Origin of the sequence: Thermogutta terrifontis (genome assembly GCF_002277955.1) — a bacterium.
Taxonomy (GTDB): Bacteria; Planctomycetota; Planctomycetia; order Pirellulales; family Thermoguttaceae; genus Thermogutta; species Thermogutta terrifontis.
The window spans coordinates 545,741-563,503 of sequence record NZ_CP018477.1 but is presented as its reverse complement, the minus strand read 5'-3'; the positions used below and the strand labels follow the sequence as shown (position 1 = coordinate 563,503).

Annotated in this window: 14 protein-coding genes; 10 read left to right on the top strand and 4 right to left on the bottom strand. The window is 59.4% G+C overall.

Translation table 11 applies throughout. The features are described 5' to 3' along the window. The first annotated feature begins 19 nt into the window (after positions 1-19). Entirely contained in the window at positions 20-298 is a 279-nt protein-coding gene (locus tag THTE_RS02055; protein ID WP_095413873.1) for a HypC/HybG/HupF family hydrogenase formation chaperone, read from the top strand. After that, positions 295-1,395 carry a hydrogenase formation protein HypD gene (gene hypD / locus THTE_RS02050; RefSeq protein WP_095413872.1) on the top strand — a complete coding sequence of 367 codons (1,101 nt, stop codon included), beginning with the start codon at positions 295-297 and terminating at the stop codon, positions 1,393-1,395. Before THTE_RS02055 ends, hypD begins: the two co-directional genes overlap by 4 nt. Before the next feature lie 16 nt (positions 1,396-1,411). Here hypD and THTE_RS02045 read toward each other — a convergent pair whose 3' ends face one another. Beyond that, positions 1,412-2,434 carry an aldo/keto reductase gene (locus THTE_RS02045; RefSeq protein ID WP_095416726.1) on the bottom strand — a complete coding sequence of 341 codons (1,023 nt, stop codon included), beginning with the start codon at positions 2,432-2,434 and terminating at the stop codon, positions 1,412-1,414. 474 nt (positions 2,435-2,908) lie between these two features. Here THTE_RS02045 and THTE_RS02040 point away from each other — a divergent pair, with 474 nt between their 5' ends. The 4 genes from THTE_RS02040 (at position 2,909) to THTE_RS02025 (ending at position 10,816) form a co-directional block, all read left to right on the top strand. After that, entirely contained in the window at positions 2,909-3,289 is a 381-nt protein-coding gene (locus THTE_RS02040; protein ID WP_095413871.1) for a desulfoferrodoxin, read from the top strand. A 451-nt stretch (positions 3,290-3,740) separates the two neighbouring features. Beyond that, entirely contained in the window at positions 3,741-7,388 is a 3,648-nt protein-coding gene (gene smc / locus THTE_RS02035) for a chromosome segregation protein SMC (RefSeq protein ID WP_095413870.1), read from the top strand. Positions 7,389-7,597: 209 nt separating this feature from the next. Beyond that, entirely contained in the window at positions 7,598-9,331 is a 1,734-nt protein-coding gene (locus tag THTE_RS02030; protein WP_168175773.1) for a diguanylate cyclase, read from the top strand. Positions 9,332-9,808: 477 nt separating this feature from the next. Next, entirely contained in the window at positions 9,809-10,816 is a 1,008-nt protein-coding gene (locus tag THTE_RS02025; RefSeq protein ID WP_095413868.1) for a right-handed parallel beta-helix repeat-containing protein, read from the top strand. An 89-nt stretch (positions 10,817-10,905) separates the two neighbouring features. Here THTE_RS02025 and THTE_RS02020 read toward each other — a convergent pair whose 3' ends face one another. Continuing rightward, on the bottom strand, positions 10,906-12,342 hold the full coding sequence (locus THTE_RS02020; protein ID WP_095413867.1) for a sugar porter family MFS transporter: 1,437 nt from the start codon (positions 12,340-12,342) through the stop codon (positions 10,906-10,908). Between the two features lie 55 nt (positions 12,343-12,397). Further along, entirely contained in the window at positions 12,398-13,369 is a 972-nt protein-coding gene (locus tag THTE_RS02015; RefSeq protein WP_095413866.1) for a nucleoside hydrolase, read from the bottom strand. A 116-nt stretch (positions 13,370-13,485) separates the two neighbouring features. Between THTE_RS02015 and trpD the strand changes: the two genes are divergently transcribed. From trpD to THTE_RS01990, 4 genes are all read left to right on the top strand, one after another. After that, positions 13,486-14,508: an anthranilate phosphoribosyltransferase gene (gene trpD, locus THTE_RS02010; RefSeq protein ID WP_207651756.1), complete on the top strand. Its 1,023-nt coding sequence runs from the start codon at positions 13,486-13,488 to the stop codon at positions 14,506-14,508. Positions 14,509-14,926: 418 nt separating this feature from the next. Then, a complete protein-coding gene (locus tag THTE_RS02000; protein WP_207651755.1) occupies positions 14,927-15,643 on the top strand; it encodes a YqaA family protein in 717 nt (238 codons plus the stop codon). A 283-nt stretch (positions 15,644-15,926) separates the two neighbouring features. Beyond that, complete coding sequence (locus tag THTE_RS17820; protein ID WP_157731634.1) at positions 15,927-16,178, top strand: BON domain-containing protein; 252 nt, start codon at positions 15,927-15,929, stop codon at positions 16,176-16,178. Positions 16,179-16,298: 120 nt separating this feature from the next. Next, entirely contained in the window at positions 16,299-16,595 is a 297-nt protein-coding gene (locus tag THTE_RS01990) for a BON domain-containing protein (protein ID WP_095413863.1), read from the top strand. Positions 16,596-16,719: 124 nt separating this feature from the next. Here THTE_RS01990 and THTE_RS01985 read toward each other — a convergent pair whose 3' ends face one another. Next, positions 16,720-17,751, bottom strand: coding sequence for a DUF1559 domain-containing protein (locus tag THTE_RS01985; protein WP_095413862.1), 1,032 nt, complete (start codon positions 17,749-17,751; stop codon positions 16,720-16,722). Between the last annotated feature and the right edge of the window lie 12 nt (positions 17,752-17,763).

Here is a 17,763-nt window from a genome sequence, read left to right as displayed (position 1 = left end):
TCAGGTTGAGGAGTTTCACATGTGCTTGGGTGTGCCAGGAAAAATCATTCAAAAATATGACCGCGAAGGGCTTCCTTATGCCCAGGTCGATTTCGGCGGCATCGCCAAGGAAATCTGCCTGGCGTACGTTCCGGAGGCGGAAGTGGGGGAGTATGTGATCGTCCACGTGGGCTTCGCCATCAGCCGGCTGGATGAGGCCGAGGCCATGGAGCAACTTGCTCTGCTCCGAGAGATGGAAGCCGCTGGAGAAGAATCCCCCTGGCCGCCGGTTTCAGAGGAAACGGAAACGTCGTCATGAAATATCTTGCCGAATTTCGCGATGCACAGGCCGTCAAGGCCTGGTTGGAGCGGCTCCGCGGAACCGTCACGCGCCCCTGGACCATCATGGAAATTTGCGGAGGCCAGACACATTCGTTTCTGCGGTTTGGCCTCGATGAGCTGCTCCCCAGAGAAATCACGCTCGTTCATGGGCCGGGCTGTCCGGTGTGTGTCACGCCCATCGAGCTCATCGATCGCGCGGTGGCCATCGCGTCCCTGCCCGGCGTCATTTTCTGTTCCTTCGGCGATATGCTGCGGGTACCGGGCTCGCGGAGTGATCTGTTCCGCGTGAAAGCTCAGGGCGGTGACGTGCGGGTGGTGTATTCACCCCTTGATGCCGTCACCCTTGCTCGCCGGAACCCTCAGCGAGAGGTGGTCTTCTTTGCCGTGGGGTTCGAGACCACGGCACCGGCCAACGCCATGGCCGTCTGGCAGGCCGCCCAATGGAGCCTGAAAAACTTCTCCGTGCTGGTTGCCCATGTCCGCGTTCCCCCAGCCATCGAGGCCATTCTCAGTTCTCCCCAGTGTCAGGTACGCGGATTTCTGGCAGCCGGACACGTCTGCACCGTTATGGGAACAGCCGAATATGAGCCAATCGCTCGGCGCTACCGCGTGCCCATTGTCGTGACCGGCTTCGAGCCGCTGGATCTCCTCCAGGGGCTGACGATGTGCGTCGAACAGTTGGAACGCAATCAGGCAGAGGTCACCATCCAGTACCGCCGCTCGGTTCGGCCGGAAGGAAATCCCGCAGCCAAAGCACAGATCGAGCGGGTGTTCCAGGTGGTCGATCGCGCATGGCGCGGAATCGGCGTCATTCCGCAAAGCGGCCTGGGACTTCGCCCCGAGTTTGCGGAATTCGACGCGGAAAAGAAGTTCGCGGCGGCCGAGCTTCTGGCGGAAGAATCCCCCGAATGCATCGCCGGAGAAGTTCTTCAGGGACACAAAAAGCCGCCGGAATGTCCCGCCTTCGGCACCCGTTGCACGCCGGAACATCCGCTGGGCGCCCCGATGGTCTCTTCGGAAGGCGCGTGCGCTGCCTACTATCGCTATCGGCGAGCGCACGCAGCGACGGGATGACCGACACCCTTCCGTTTTACGATTGCCCCCTTTCCTTCGCCGGACCAAAGTGCTCACCCCACTTGGCGGCCAGCGCCCGCCCCTCTTCCAGAAGCTGCGCCAGCTCCTGCTCTGAAAGCGGTTGCGGGTTGCGGAAATAAGCAAGGTCCTGATGGAGTTGCTCGACACTGTTGATTCCTAAATTGACGCTCGCTACCCCCGGCAGCGAAAGGGCATACCGGATGGCGGCCTCGATGCGTTCGGGCTTATCGGAAACCAATCGGCCGACGGAATTCGGGTTGCCGTAGCTTCCCTTGGCAGGATCGGCACCGCCCAGCACTTTCATCGCGATGATCCCCACCTGCTTCTCCCGCGCGATGGGAAGCACATCTTCCTCGAAGTTGTAGGTGTGTCGATCAACGTAATTGACGGCCGCCAAGAGGACGTCCACCTCGCCGGTGTTCAGAAACTGAGCAAACCGGCCCGGCAAATTATGACCGGAAATCCCCACAAAGCGACATTTGCCCGCCTTCTTTTGCTTGACCAGCCAAGTGAACACGCCTTCCGGATCGAGAGCGCCTTCCACCTTACGGTTGCCCACACTGTGGTAATAGAGGAGGTCCACATAATCGGTCTGCAAAAGGCGGAGCGACCGACTGAGCGAGCGTTCGCCTTGCTGCACCGTGTCGGCGGGCACCTTCGTCGCCAGGAACACCTCTTTCCGCCGGTTCTTCATGACCAGGCCGACACCTTCTTCCGCCCGTACATAGGCCGGGGCTGTGTCGATCGAGTTAATCCCCGCATCGATCGCCGCGTTAACGACCGCGGCGATTTCCTCCACCGATCGCGAATTCCCACACGGAGCGGTGCCCAGCGTGAAGATGGTGATCTGCTCGCCGGTGCGCCCAAGCACACGGCGCGGGAGCGGTTCGCTGTTGACCGCCGCGGCAACACTGAACTGATTTTTGGTGAGCACGGCTGGAACAAACACGGCTCCGCCGGCCAAGACGCCCGCCTGCTTCACGAAATCCCGACGGGAAAGAGAACCGCGATTTGTCATGGCTGGATCCTTTCTTCTCTTCACATGGACAACTGCAAACCGGGCCAGAAGTCCCCGAATGACTCAAGGAAGCTCTACACAATTTGTTATTTAACTAATCGCCCAGACCGATGTCCTGCGTATGGTTTTCGGAGCACAACACCCGTAGCGGCGATTCATGAATTGCCCCTGCCAACCGCAAATTTCAACTGATCCGACGTGAACTACTCGGGCAAACCCCAAGCCCGAGGAATAAAGACGGCGGAATGGATGACCTCGGCCAACCCCGCCATGTTGGCTCGACAACACGCCATTATTGTCAAGCGAAGCAAAATAAAGTCAAATAGTAGCAAACAATTACCGCATTGCGGTGATCCAAAAGGGGCCTGCGGTTCCCCACCGCAATTCCGTGTTGTATGGGTTCTCTCAACTCGGTCGGAGGGTATTGGTCTCACATCCCCTGGTCTTGGTCCTTCACTGGGAGGAGGTCGGCTCATGAGTGACAAACATCACCTGTACCGATGCGAGGAATGTGGCCGTATTGTGGAAGTGGTGGATGCCGGCCGGGGCACGCTCACCTGCTGTGAAATGCCCATGAAGCATCTTGTGGAAAACACCGTGGACGCGTCCAAAGAAAAACATGTCCCGGTGGCCACCCGGGAAGGCTCCTCTTTCCATGTCAAGGTCGGCAGTGTGCCCCACCCGATGACCGCCGAACATCTCATCGAATGGGTGGAGGTGGTCACGGAAGAGGCCGTGTGCCGGGTGGAACTTCAGCCCGGGCAGCAACCCGAAGTGAAATTACCCGCCACAAAAGGAGCGGCGACCATCCGTGCATACTGCAATTTGCACGGGCTGTGGAAAACGGACGTGTGAGCCGATCCCGTTTCAACCACGCACAGACACAAGCCCCGCAAAGGCGGCCACGGCCAGAAATGTGAAAGCAAGCACAAGCTGAAGGGCAACCACGCTGGAATCCTTGAAGTAAAGTTTTTTCACACTACCAAGGACCTATGTCGTCTTTGCAGGGGGCCAAAAAGTAGGGGAAACGTCGTATATTTGCGGCATTCCGCGGCGCGAAAAGGCCGGCACGCAGCAGATCCCCTATAGAACATTCAATTTGCCACATCCGAGGGGCCATCGCCGGGCCACTTCCGCCCTCCCGTTAAGCTCCTTGTGACCCCGTCTCAAAAACGACCTCGTCCTGATTGGTGGAATCGGGTATCCTGGGGAAAATAACCCGAACTGGCGCGCGACGAAGACGGCAGGTCACCCAAACGTCGTATGCTCCCCCACAGATCCTGACTGGCGTGAGAATCTGGGAGATATGCTCAAAGCGTTGGAAATAGTGGGCTTTAAGAGCTTCGCCGACCGGACCCGGTTTGAGTTCCGTCCGGGGATCACCGCCATTGTCGGGCCAAATGGCTCCGGAAAGTCGAATGTTGTTGACGCCATCAAGTGGGTCCTGGGCGAGCAAAGCATCAAGAATCTCCGCGGAAAGGAGATGACGGATGTCATCTTTAATGGGTCGGCGACGCGGCGGCCCCTCAATTTCGCGGAGATCACCATCACCCTCGATAACTCCCGGGGCATTTTGCCCATCGATACCCCCGAGGTTCACATCACCCGGCGACTCTATCGGAGCGGGGAAAGCGAGTATCTCATCAATCGGCAGCCCTGCCGACTGCGGGATATCCGCGATTTGCTGGCGGGCACCGGCCTGGCCACCCAGGCTTACTCGGTCATTGAACAGGGCAAGATCGACCAGCTTCTCCAGGCAACCCCGTTAGAACGCCGGGCCGTGTTCGAAGAGGCGGCCGGTATCAGCCGATTCAAAAGCCGCAAGCTCGAAGCGCAGCGGCGGCTGGAGCGCCTCGAACAGAATCTCGTCCGCCTCCGCGACATCGTGGAGGAAGTGGAAAGCCGCCTCCGCGTGGTCCGCTCCCAAGCGGGAAAGGCCCAGCGCTATCAGAAATACGCCGAGGAACTACGCTCCCTGCGGATCCATCTGGCAAGACTCGATTGGCAGAAATTCAATCAGGAACTTGCTCGATTGGAAGAGCAAGAGAACCGCCTGGCTGGGCTTCAGGCCGACCTTTCCGCCCAGTGCGAACACCTGGAACAGGAGCTAGCCACCGCGGAAGACCTCCAGAGCCGGTGCGACGAACAGCTCTCCACTCTGCAGAAGGCCCTTTCCGTCAATCGCGAACAAATTGCCGCGGCGGAAGCCGAACTCGAACACGAGCACACCCGATCCCGCGAACTGGAACGGGAATTGACACGGCTCAGAAAATCCCTGGCAGGTTTGACGCTCCGTGCCGAAGACGTCGAGACGCAGCGGCATTCCCTGGCGGAGGCCCTGGCGGCAGCGGAGTCGCAATATCGCGACCTCGTCCGCCAGATCGCCGAGGGCGAACGCCTCCTCACGGAGCGCCTCGAGGTTCTCGACCGTCGCCGAACGGAGTATGAGGAACTCCGCGCGCGGCACTGGGAACTGCTTCAAAAATCCCTCGCAGCAGATGCGGAAGCCCGACAGCACGAAGGCCAGTTGCAGGTCCATGCGGCAACGATTCAACGGTTGCAACAGGAACGCGAGCGGCTGCAACAGGTCATCACCGACCTTGGCCAGGAGCACGAGGCCGTTCGCCGTCGGCACGAGAATGTGCTTCGCGAACTGGAGGACATCCAGCACGGCATCCACCTGGCTACGGAACGCCGTGACCAGTGCCGCGAGGACTGTCTTCGTGTTCAGTCGGAACTGGCCGAGCTGCAGGAACGACGGACGGCGGCGCGGGAACGTGCCCGACTGCTTCAGGAATGGGAGGAACGCCTGGAAGGGATCGATAGCGGCGTCAAGGACTTCTTGCAGCGAATGCGCCAGAGCGGTGACGGCGCAGCGGCTTCTCTTTGCGGCCTGGTCGCCGATCTGTTTCAGGTGGAGCTACAGGTGGCGTTCCTCGTGGACGCAGCGCTGGGAGACGCCCCCCAATGGGTCGTCCTTCGAGATAGCCGTCCCTTCCTGGAGCAACTTCGGCAGGGCAATGCGGGCCTCACCGGCCGGGTCGGCGTCTTCTGCCTGGACCGCCTGGAACCCGCCGCCGCGGCGTCTTCCCACGAGGCCGTTGCCCGCGAACTGGCCGCCGTTCCCGGTGTCCTCGGGAACGCCGAACAATTTGTGATGGTCCCCGAGGAGATCCTCCCTCTTCGCCGCCTTCTTTTGGGGAATGTATGGTTCGTGGAGTCCCTGGAAACAGGGCTGGAGCTGGCGCGTCGGTATCCCCAAAGTCGGTTTGTCACCATGGCGGGAGAGGTGGTCACTTCGGATGGTCTGGTGATCGCCGGCCCCAAAAGCGCCGTGACCGGCCTCATCTCCCGACGCAGCGAATTGCGGAGCCTGCTTCGGGCACTTGCCGAATGGGAGCAGACCGCCGGAAAACTGGAAGCACACCTCCAGGAAACGCGACGAGCCTGGGAGGAAGCCGAGACCCATCTGAACGAGTTGACGGAACAGCGACGCCGCCTCGCCGATAAACTCCGCGAAATCGAACAGCAAGAGCGGCAACTGCAGCGGCGGACCGAGGAAAGCACGCAGCGCTGGCAATCCATTGAGAGTGAATTCGCCGAGCTGGATCAGGCCTGCGAGAAACTCCGGCAATCCCGAGATGCGGCCGTTCAGGCTAAGGGTGATTACGAAAACGCGGCACGCCAAATCGAACAGGACCTGGCGCGACTGGGAGAGGAAATATCTCGACTGGAAAACGACGTCCAGGAACATCACGGCCTGCTCACGGCACTCAAGGTCGAGCTGGCCAAAAGCGAAGAACGACTGCAAGCCCTTCGTCACGAACTGCGACGACAGGAACAGGCGGCGCAGGAACGCCTGAAAGAGTTGGCGGATCTTCAGCTACGTTTTTCAGAAACGGAAACGGCCTGGCGGCAATCCCAGCGAAAGATCCTCTCTGTGGAGATGACGCTGGCTGAACTCTATTCCGCAAAGGACGGTCTCACGCTTGCCCTGCACCAGGCAGGAGAGGAGCGGGAAGCCGTCCACAAGCAGCGGCAGGCCCTTCAGCACCGCCTCCAGGAAACGCGTCGCCGCCTCAAGGAAACCGAGGAACAACGACACAAAATTGATCTCGAGCTCAACTCCATCCGGCACGAAAAAGCGACCCTGCTCCAGCGGGCGGAAGAGGATTACAACATCTCTCTGGCAGAAATCGATCAGCCCGCCTCACCCGAGGAAACACGCGACCGGGCCGAAATCGCCGCGGCCATCGACGATCTGCGTCGGAAGATTCACTATTTGGGTAACGTCAACCTGGAAGCGCTGGAGGAACTCCGCGAACTCGAGGAGCGCTACAACACACTCTCCAGCCAGTATCAGGATCTCGTCTCAGCGAAAGCGGCGCTTTTGCGGATCATCGAACGGATCAACGCCGACAGCCGCCGTCTCTTCGCCGCGACCTTGCAGACGGTGAGCGAACATTTCGCCATGCTGTTTCGGGAGCTCTTCGGCGGAGGCCAGGCCAGTATTGAGCTGGAGGAAGGCGTTGACATACTGGAAAGTGGGATCGAAATCATCGCCCGCCCTCCCGGAAAGGAACCCCGCAATATCTCACTGCTCAGCGGTGGGGAAAAGAGCCTGACGTGCGTCGCATTGCTTCTGGCCATCTTTCGCAGTCGCCCCAGTCCGTTTTGTGTCCTTGACGAGGTGGACGCGGCCTTGGATGAAGCCAATATCGATCGCTTCACCCGCGTGCTGCGGGAGTTTCTCTCACTCACACAATTCGTCATCGTCACGCACTCCAAGCGCACCGTCACCTGCGCGGACACGATTTACGGGATCACAATGGAAGAGTCGGGGGTGTCCAAACGCGTTTCTGTTCGATTTGAGGACCTCAGCGATAACGGCGAAATCTTGAGCACCGCCCCGGCGAGAAGTGAATCTTCACGCACCCAGGAAAAAGCGGCCTGAAATGGGAGACTATTGCCCCCCGCCACGGGGTGAACTGGTCGGCGAAGCTCTTTTTTTCGGTTTTGCTGTTACACTCGGCTCCTTCACTACATCCCTGCCCGATTTGAGGCTCTCCAAGGGTTGAAAAACGGTGTCGCGTGCCACGGGCTGGGCTATGGTTACAGGGAAGATGTGGATTGCTGGGAACGCAGACTGTGGTGATGAATCGTATGAGCGAGGCACAAACCAACCGCGTTTTGGAGCCGGAGGGCTTCATCACTCCCCAGCCGACTGTGGAGCCGAAGGATGCGCCCTCCGGCCAGACGGACAACATGTCCACTGTTGCACCATCTGGGGTCACCGCACCGATTCATATTCGGAACATCATTGTCGCTGATGACGACGATCTCATTCGAAGGATTCTCGCACGGTGGTTGACTCGGGCCGGCTATTGCGTGCGGGAGGCGGCCAACGGCAGCGAGGCCCTCCAAATGGCTCGTGAGGAGCCGCCCGACATTGTGATCACGGACTGGGAAATGCCGGGCGTGGAAGGCCCTCAGCTCTGCCGCGAAATCCGGCGGTTGCCCCTACCACATTACGTTTATTTGCTCATTCTGACTTCCCGGAACGATCCGAAATGGGTCGTGGAGGGGCTGGAAAGCGGGGCCGATGACTTTCTTTCCAAACCGATCCGCGAGGCGGAACTGGTGGCCCGACTTCGGGCAGCCGCTCGCATCCTGGAAGGCGAACGCAAACTCCAGCAACTTGCCCGCACGGATGCCCTCACCGGGCTTCTCTCTCAGCGCAGTTTTTACGACATTCTCTCCTACGAATTCCAGCGGGCCCGACGAACCAATCGTCCCCTCAGTTGTGCGATGCTCGACCTCGACTTTTTCAAGCGAATCAACGATGTATACGGGCATCCGGTGGGCGATGTGGTCCTTAAGGTCGCAGCCGATACACTCCTCCGTTCCTGCCGGCACTCCGATGTGGTGGCCCGATATGGCGGTGAAGAGTTCTGCGTGCTGCTTCCGGAAACGACCGAAGAGCAGGCCGTCAATTGGGCGGAGCGATTTCGGGAAATGTTGCGGGCAACGCAAATCGATGTGGTGGATAAAAAGCTCACAGTGAGCTGTAGCATCGGCGTTTCCGGTCTTTACGAGGACACACTCACGCCCGAACAGCTCGTCGATCAAGCGGATCAGGCCCTGCTCTGTGCTAAACGCACTGGCCGTGACCGGGTGGTCAGTTTTCGAACGGTCAACCAGAATGTGGAATTCAATCTGGACGAGTCTCATCGACGTCATGACCTCTTCGAGGGGATTTTGGCGGAGCACGTCATGACGCCCATCGTGGCCCCTCTCCAGGGCGATGAGACAGTGGAACACGTGGCGGCTTACTTTCTCCGCTCACGCATTAGCTCCGCTCCCGTGGTCAACGAAAACGGACAACTCATCGGAATCGTCTCGGAAAAGGACCTCATGGAGGCCATCACTTCCTCGGAAGGCTGGAACCGTCCCATCTCGGAGCTCATGCGGCCCCACGTCATCACGTATCCCGCCGACACGCCGGTGCGGGTGATCTACGAGTTCCTCTGCCGCGTGGCCATGCGACGGGTGATCATCACCGACCGAGGCGTTCCCGTCGGAGTGGTGAGTCGGGCCTCCCTCCTCCGCTGGTTCCGAAACCTTGTGCTTTCGGAGCGCGCCCGGGCAAACGGCCAGCAACCGGCGGGAGATAACACCGCGGAAGAGATCATCCAGGACGCGCTCAACCAGATCGACCAGGAACGCGACAAGATGGCGCAAAAACTTGCCGAAAAACCACCAGACCTTTGCGCCCATCTTGTGGGAGCTGCCAGCCGGATTCAGGAACTCGCTGTGGACATCCTTGCCTTCGCCTCGGCCGTTCAGAATCCTCTTGGGGAACACTTCGGTTGCGGTGCGAGTTCCATAGTCGATTAACAGTCTTTCCCCGCTGCAGGCCAGTTTCGCCGGGCACGACGATCTCGCCGAATTGCTGGAGAGGCAATTCATGAATTGCCCCTACAACATCGGAGGGACCCGCTTGTCGGGCCCGTTTTTCCCGGAGGGACGTTTTCCGGAGGGACCTGCTTGTCAGGTCCGCCGTTCAACGTTTGATCATCCATCCCTAATATCGGGCACAATGAGCGTGCCCTCCGGATGATTTCTCGGAGGGACCTGCTTGTCAGGTCCGCCGTTCAACGTTTGATCATCCATCCCTATTATCGGGCACAATGAGCGTGCCCTCCGAAGTTCCCCACCGAGGCACCCCGCCATCCCGTTGGCAGCGATGACTGCCCGATGCTAAACTTGGGCAATTAAGAAATTTTTCACTCAAGCCTGACCTGACACGCTGGCACAAGGCTTTCACATACTCCTTCATATCTGATGGATTGTGCCGCGAAGGATCCCTGAACCATGGTGTCGAGAGAGAATCGGCTCGCATTTCGTGGAACACTGGTTGTGGCCGTTATTGTCGGCTGCTGGATTGCTGAGGTGGGGAGCAGCCCCGGGCGCGATATTTTTGTCAACAATGAGGCCGGCGACGATGCGTTTTTCGGCCGGGTGGCCACCCCAGGGAGCACCGTCGACGGGCCTGTGCGGTCGATTACCCGGGCGATTGAGCTGGCGCAGCCGGGGGATCGCATTGTGCTGGCTCCCACAAAGACGCCCTATCGCGAATCGATCACGCTGGCCGGTCAGCGCCTCAGTCGGGGAATTCTGCAGGACCTCATCCTCGACGGAAACGGGGCCGTGCTGGACGGCTCCGCTCCCGTTCCAGTGGACGCCTGGGAACTGGATCGGCAGGCCTGGCAACGCTGGGGACGGGCCGTCTATCGGTTCACGCCAGAACAGAGAAGTCATCAGCAACTCTTTCTCGGCGACCGACCGGCAAAACGGGTCTTTGTGACCAACTCTTCCGAAGCACCACCCAAGCTCGAACCACTCGAATGGTGTCTCTTTGAAGGAAAAATTTACTTTTGCGTGGAACCCGACCACCGGCCGGAAGATTATCCCCTCCGCTACGCGAAACTCACCGTGGGAATCACGCTCCATCACGTGCATGGGGTAACCATCCGGGACCTCACCATCCAGGGCTATCAACTGGATGGAATCAGCCTCGCCAACACAGCCCGGGAGATCCGTCTGCAAAGGGTTGTCCTGCGGGGAAACGGCCGGGCCGGGCTTTCCATCGGCGGTGCCTGTCGCGCAGATCTCTTGGATTCACTTCTCGGAGACAATGGAGCGGCCCAAATCATCACTTTTCCGTACTCGGAATTGCACGTGTTCAACAGCCAGGTGCTGGGCAACACGGCACCCGCCTGGGTGGACAAAGGGGGGCGTCTGTTTGTAGATGGCCAGGAAAAGCAGGGCGGCCTCGATGCCATCGAGCCACCATCCCCAGCAAACAGTTCCAACCCTTGACCGACGTGCCACGCGGAGACTTGACCGGTGATGCCCGTGACCGGTGAAATAGTCCGCTGGCCCCTGGCCCGGTCAGCGGGAACATCGCGTCAGCCCAGGAGTTCGTGCTCGATTTGTTCGAGGCTCTTCCCCTTGGTTTCCGGAAGCGCTAACGCGATCACAACAAACCCCAGCACGCAAATGCTGCTGTAGAGCCAGAAAGTGCCGTGCGGGCCAAGCGAGCGGTTGAGCAGCGGAAATGTGAGCGTCAGCGCCGTGCAACCCGCCCACAGAGACAGCACGGCAATCGACATGGCCAACCCGCGAATGCGATTGGGGAAGATTTCCGAGATCACCACCCAGGTGATCGGGGCGAGAGACATTGCATAACATCCAATCGCGGCCAGCACCAGAATGAGCATGTGCGTGCCCGTGCTGTGAAAATAGTAGCCCGCCCCCAGGGCTGCAAAAATGACTGCCAGCCCACCTGCTCCAAAGAGCATGAGAATCCGGCGTCCCCAGCGATCGACAGTGAAAATGGCGACGAAGGTAAAGACGAGGTTCACCACGCCGGTGAACACGATGTTGACCAGCACGTCACTGACGGCGTAACCCGCCGCCTGAAAAACATCCTGCGCATAGTTGAAGATAACGTTGATCCCGCACCACTGCTGAAACACGGCCAGAAACACTCCCAGCGCGACGATCCGCAGAAGCCGCGGGTCGAGAAGATCGGCCGGTCGCACCCGCCCGATTTCTTCCTGGGAAAGAGTTTCCCGGATTTCATCGATCGCCCGGCTTGCGTACGCCCCGCCCCCCACTCGACCGAGAATCCTCTCTGCCGCAGAACTCTGTCCCCATTTCACCAGCCAGCGAGGGCTCTCCGGCATGAAAAACATGAGCAGGAAAAACGCGGCCGCGGGAAAAGTCTCCGCCCCAAACATCCAGCGCCATCCCCATTGCCCATTCCAGGACTGGCGGATGAATTCCGCGATTTGCTCCTGGGGGATATCCCCGGGAACCGGTTGCGCAATGAGCAAATTCGTGATCTGGGCGGCCAAAATGCCGATGACAATCGTCAATTGATTGATCGACACGAACACCCCACGGATCTCCGCCGGGGCAATCTCGGCAATATACATGGGTGAAAGATTGGAAGCCAAACCGATCCCAATCCCACCGGTGATCCGCGCCAGGTTGAAGGAGGCATAGTCCCAGGCCAGCGCGGTCCAAATAGCAGAAAGCGTAAAAAGAAAACCCGCCGTGATCAGCAACCGGCGTCTGCCGGTCCAATCGCTCAAGGCACCGGAAAGCGCCGCCCCTATGAGGCATCCTACCAGGGCACTGCTCTGGGCCCATCCTTGCCAGAACGTACCGGGTGGGATGTTAAAATAGGGCTCGTAGAACGGCTTGGCTCCACCGATGACAACCCAGTCATAGCCAAAAAGGAATCCTCCCATCGCGGCCACCAGACAGACGGTCCAGAGGAACCCCATCCGGTACCGCGGTGTCTGTGAACGAATGATTGACTCGGGCGCGGTGACCAACGCGCGATCCTCCCAGGAAGCTGAAACCGGAGCTTGACCGTTTGCCAGCAGGCGGTCACTCGTCTTCTAAGGAAGTCAACGGTCCGGCGGCCTCCGCGACTTGCTGCAATCGTTTGAAGAATTCCTGACGCATTGCCCCCGCATCGATCCCCAAGGCCACTTCCAGCCGGTTGTCTCGCCACGCGGGCACAGGTCGCCGATCGAAAATCGTGGCGCCCCGCGTGATTTCGCCAGTGGACTCCACGTCGCCCGCCAGCATTTCGTATCGCAGCAGGTCCGGCCGACAGGCCGCCAGATAGGTGATCGTGTCGTGCAGATGAATCGTCTCCAGCCCCAATTGCTGACGGTAAGCGCGGAATTTGGCAGGAAGTATTTTCCGTAAAAGCGCACCGATTTTCGTCCCTTCCGACGGCAGGTCATTCAAAAGGGAAAGGGAAAAACTGAGCCGATTGGTGACATCGAGGGGCACGAGAGTCTTCGGCGCCCGCGAGGCAAACACCATCTTCGCTGCGCGCGGGTCACAGTAAATATTGAATTCAGCAGCGGGCGTGATATTCCCCGGCACCTGCACCGCTCCGCCCGCAATGATGATACGGTGAACCAGGCTGGGAAACTCGGGGTCTCTTTGCATAGCGCGGGCAAGATTGGTGAGCGGTCCCAGAGCCAACACGGTCACCTGATGAGGAGCAGCCCGCACTTCGTCCGCGAGTACCTTTTCTGACGGATGCGGAGTCCGCAACTCGGCAACAGGCAGCCCTGCATCGCGGAGATCATCGACAGCATTCGCAAAACGCCCCTCGACAGGCAACCCCTCATCCGGGGCTGTCGCCACCCCGATCCTTGGAATACGCGGCGGGTCCAGGTAAGCTATAAGAGCCTGAACATTCCGGTTGGCAACGGCGGGCGATACGTTTCCGCCGACGGCTGTGACGGCAACGACCTCCCACTCCGGATCAAACAGGAGGAGACAGAGCGCAAGCGCGTCGTCGATGCCAGGATCGAAATCGATAATGATCTTCCGGGACATTGCACCTCCTCAGGATTGTGCGGGAAATCGCGGCAGCCCGCCGGATAACGGCCGATTTTAGGGGACCTTCTCCCCTCTCGCAAGAGTGAGTCATTATTAGACCAAAGGAGATGTCAATGCTGGAAAGCGCCGTAGCCAAAGTCGAGCGTGGTGCGGACCTGACCATCAGCGAGGCAGAACAGGTCATCGACTTCATTGTGGGAGGAAGTGCCCCGCAGGAACTCGTCGCCCGACTGCTCATCGCCCTCCACACCAAGGGGGTAACCCCGGAAGAGTTGGCGGGAGCGGCGCAAGCCATGCGCAAACACATGCTTGTCGTCCCGACCGACCGGCCGAACGTGATGGACATCGTGGGCACCGGCGGTGATGGTGCCGGGACGTTCAACATCAGCACGGCGGCGGCCATCGTAGTGGCCGCTGCGGGGGTTCCCGTCGCCAAACACGGAAACCGTCGCATCACCAGCCGGACGGGGTCCGCGGACGTGCTTGCCGAATTGGGTGTCAATGTGGAAGCTCCCCTGCCGGTGGTAGCAGAATGTCTCGCCGAACTGGGAATCTGCTTCTGCTTCGCCCCGCTTTTACATCCGGCGATGAAGAATGTGGCCGCAGTTCGCCGCCAGCTTGGCCATCCCACGATTTTCAATCTACTGGGACCGTTGACGAATCCCGCGCAGGTTCGGTACCAACTGGTGGGTGTGGGACGAGCGTACCTTCGTCCCCTGCTCGCTGAGGCCCTACGACTCCTGGGCACGGCCCGCAGCGCGGTGGTCTATGGAGACGGCGACCTCGACGAGGTGAGCCTTTCCGGTCCCACGGCGGGAACCTTAGTGGATACGCAACAGCTCACGGAATTCTCATGGACCCCGGCCGACTTCGGCCTGGCTGAGGTATCGGTCGAAGTGCTCCGGGTCAGTGGTCCAGAGGAAAGTGCCACACGAATCAGGGAAGTTGTGGAAGGGATCCCCGGCCCAATCACCGACTGTGTCGTCGCTAACGCCGCCGCCGCTCTCGTCCTGGCGGGCGCTGCACGTCATCTCGCGGAAGGAGTGGTTCGTGCACGAGAAGCCATTGCGAGTGGGGCCGCCAAAGACCTTCTCGCCCGCTGGATCGAAAAAACCCGGCGGACAGCTTCGAGCTGAAACCGAACCGGATTGTGCCAGCTCATCCCCTGGCCCCAGGCCGGGGTGGAACCAGGCCATTCAACACTGGAGGGACGCCTGCCACGGTGTCCCCTGCCCCCGAGTCCGGTGCTGCCTCTTCCACGGTCATGGCATGCAATTTGCATCCGTCATCTTGCCCGGGGCCGGCCGACACCCTGCCGAGCTGGAGGCCAGGATGACCGAAAGGTCGCCCGGGCATTATCCCTGGGGAAACTTTTTCCGGGTCCGACCCGCCGCTTGATCGCCTTTCGCAAATCGCTTTCACAAATGAGAGGGCCAGTCCCACGACGGCAGAAGAGCGCGGCTGCCCCATGATGCGAAAAATCAACAGGGGCTGGATAAAATGGAGCTGTGCCCCCACATGCCTCCAAAGTAGAGAGAGTAGCTTCATTATCCTATGATCCCGAGAAAAATCCTCGCTGAATCGGAACAATCGCCAACGGTCAGGACAAATGGCGGGGAATCGTGGCCAGAGAAAGCCCCTACCCCGGCGAAACGCCCCCCGGTCCGCCGCCCTCATTTCCTTCGCCGTCTATACGATTGGGTTCTCCACTGGGCAGATACACCCTACGGCACACCTGCTCTGTTTTTCCTGGCCGTAGCAGAAAGCTCGTTTTTCCCCGTTCCCCCCGATGTCCTTCAGATCGCCCTCTCTGTCTCCAAGCCGAAGCGATCGTTCTATTACGCCCTCGTGAGCGGTGTCGGCTCGGTCCTGGGGGGCATTCTGGGATATGCCATTGGGCTGCTCCTATGGGCAGCGGTGGGCAGTTTTTTTATGCAATATGTCCCAGGTTTTAGTCAGGAAAATATTGATTACGTCGGACGACTCTACGAACAGAATGCCTTCTGGGCAATCGTCTGTGCCGGTTTCACACCGATTCCGTACAAAGTGTTCACGATTGCGGCTGGCGTGTTCCACGAATATGTTTCCCTGGGGGTGCTGGTCGTTGGTTCGATCATCGGACGGTTTGGGAGGTTCTTTCTGGTGGGAGCGTGCCTCTACTTCTTTGGACCAGGCGTCAAGTCGTTGATCGAACGCTATTTCGACTGGGCGGCATTGGCCCTGGCCGTTGTCGCGATCCTCGGTTTTGTGGCCATCAAATGGCTGATGTGATACTCAGCAGGCTGTAAAGAGGTCGCGCCTGGGCAGAAGAAACAGTTCAGAAAAACGCGCTAGTTGCGAGGGCTGGCCTTGACCCACGGATGTCCTGTGGTATAAATGTCAATGGGCCGATTTGGCCGCATGATCGGTAAAAGTACATCGTTTGGTCCGGGAGGCCGCGACCCGCTTTGATTTGCCCCTTGATTCCGCTTCTCCGAGTTTCAGCAGCATGAGCTAACCGGCGCGGGCCGGCAGAAGTGTTTTGTGGTTCCTGGCACCAAGGACGGAAGCAGCTATGAGCGTACAACTTCTTTCCGGCGATCTCGAAATGCGCGCAAGGTTGGCTTTATGCAACAGTCCGATTTACGAGCTCCGCGATATTGATGTTGAAGAGCGTGACAATACGATTGTGCTCAGGGGGGTGGTTTCAAGCTTCTATCACAAACAACTGGCACAGGAAGCGGTTCGATCCATCTTGAGGGGCCACGATGTGGAGCTAGTCAATCTCATCGAGGTGACGAGAGACCGTTTCGTGGATCCCGATTGACGAGCGTGCCCTTCAAGGGGATCGAATGAAAGTCACATTGGGTAGAGGAGCACGGAGGCCTCCGCAAAAGAGCGTGGTGATGGCCCATGCGGAGCTGGTCCATCGCCCGTGGAGGGAACCATGTCTTTTTATTCACCCTACGACGAGGATGTCGTGCTCCGGGAAGAGCGGCTCATGAGCTACCCGCTCGCCCCATCCCTGGCCGAAGCGGAGCGTTTGGCAGCCCGTATCCACCAGGCGGTTGAAGAGGCGACCGCCCGCTCTGTGACCGACCTCCGCGTCATCGTGGAGGGAGATTCCGTCACCCTGCTGGGACGCTGCCCAAGCTTCCACATCAAGCAGAAAGCCCAGCACGCCGCGATGCGGCTGGCGCCGGGCTCACTGCACAATGAAATCGTTGTGGCGTGGCGTCGCTAAGAGGAATCGCGCAAAGCCGAAAGATCAGGCGTACGCGATGGGGAAGGGAGCTTATTAGATTTTACTGGAAGTGACTGCAGTGACAGCATGCGCTCTCCGGAAGACCATGCGCTGATCTTCGGCTTCAAAATTCGCTGGTGACTTCTCTTCCATTGCGGGTTGCTAGCGCCCGCCAGACACCCAGATCGACGGTTTCCGCAACATTCCGAACGGAACCGTCCGCCATCAGAACGTTGACGATGCCGGGATGGTAACTGCGGGCGGTCACAGCGGCGGTGGTGGGGACCGTGTTAGATCCGCCCTCCCGTTGATTGGTCCAATCCACGTCATAGGTTTTCCCATTGACAACGCACTGGATACGCGTGTTGGGGGTAAAAGTGGCCGTCACCCCTGCTTGATGGGCCTTCCCGTCAACCCACTCGGTATGGCCGCTTTCTGTTTGGAACTGTCCCCCGAATCCGCACACATGACTGGGATTGGCAGGAACGGCAGGGGGTGGATTGATGGCCGCGTTGCGGTAATAGGGAGTGTAGGCTTTCACCTCTGCCGCCGCGATTGTCTGGCTCAACCCATCGATAAATTCGGCCACCGAAGTGCCCTTAAACGGCTGGAAGGCCCCATCGCCTCCCCGCTGTGTGACGGGGTCCCACACAAACCAGGTTCCCACGTTCACGCCATAGTTCAGCGGAAAATGGGCGTCGATTCCATTTACCCGCCGGACTTCCGCCCGGATTTCGCTGGGACAGACATAGACCGGCACGCGATGGGCACTGAGGCGAGTTCCATCAGGGAGATACACGTCGTTATAGTTTTTAGTGAAGTCGATCCCTGCGTAGAGACTCCCCTGTTCCAGATAGGGCAAAAGCAGAGCCTGGGCCGACCATTCCGTCCGCAATCCCGAACCCACAGGCCCTCCAATGCTCGGCGGAAAAACCCGGTTGATGTTTTCAAAGTTGTGAAGTGCCAGCCCAAATTGCTTCAAATTGTTGACGCACGCGGAACGTCTCGCGGCCTCTCGGGCGGCCTGCACCGCCGGAAGCAGCAGGGCGATCAAAATCCCGATGATCGCAATGACCACCAGGAGCTCTACAAGAGTGAATCCATATCGCAACCCAACCTGACACCGCTCGTTGCGACACAAGGCATGTTGTGCCATGACGCGACCTCC

Bases quoted from the DNA above. Each gene is read 5' to 3' on its own strand.
- THTE_RS02055 (WP_095413873.1), top strand. From the start codon at position 20: ATGTGCTTGGGTGTGCCAGGAAAAATCATTCAAAAATATGACCGCGAA.
- hypD (WP_095413872.1), top strand. From the start codon at position 295: ATGAAATATCTTGCCGAATTTCGCGATGCACAGGCCGTCAAGGCCTGG.
- THTE_RS02045 (WP_095416726.1), bottom strand. From the start codon at position 2,434: ATGACAAATCGCGGTTCTCTTTCCCGTCGGGATTTCGTGAAGCAGGCG.
- THTE_RS02040 (WP_095413871.1), top strand. From the start codon at position 2,909: ATGAGTGACAAACATCACCTGTACCGATGCGAGGAATGTGGCCGTATT.
- smc (WP_095413870.1), top strand. From the start codon at position 3,741: ATGCTCAAAGCGTTGGAAATAGTGGGCTTTAAGAGCTTCGCCGACCGG.
- THTE_RS02030 (WP_168175773.1), top strand. From the start codon at position 7,598: ATGAGCGAGGCACAAACCAACCGCGTTTTGGAGCCGGAGGGCTTCATC.
- THTE_RS02025 (WP_095413868.1), top strand. From the start codon at position 9,809: ATGGTGTCGAGAGAGAATCGGCTCGCATTTCGTGGAACACTGGTTGTG.
- THTE_RS02015 (WP_095413866.1), bottom strand. From the start codon at position 13,369: ATGTCCCGGAAGATCATTATCGATTTCGATCCTGGCATCGACGACGCG.
- trpD (WP_207651756.1), top strand. From the start codon at position 13,486: ATGCTGGAAAGCGCCGTAGCCAAAGTCGAGCGTGGTGCGGACCTGACC.
- THTE_RS02000 (WP_207651755.1), top strand. From the start codon at position 14,927: ATGATCCCGAGAAAAATCCTCGCTGAATCGGAACAATCGCCAACGGTC.
- THTE_RS17820 (WP_157731634.1), top strand. From the start codon at position 15,927: ATGAGCGTACAACTTCTTTCCGGCGATCTCGAAATGCGCGCAAGGTTG.
- THTE_RS01990 (WP_095413863.1), top strand. From the start codon at position 16,299: ATGTCTTTTTATTCACCCTACGACGAGGATGTCGTGCTCCGGGAAGAG.
- THTE_RS01985 (WP_095413862.1), bottom strand. From the start codon at position 17,751: ATGGCACAACATGCCTTGTGTCGCAACGAGCGGTGTCAGGTTGGGTTG.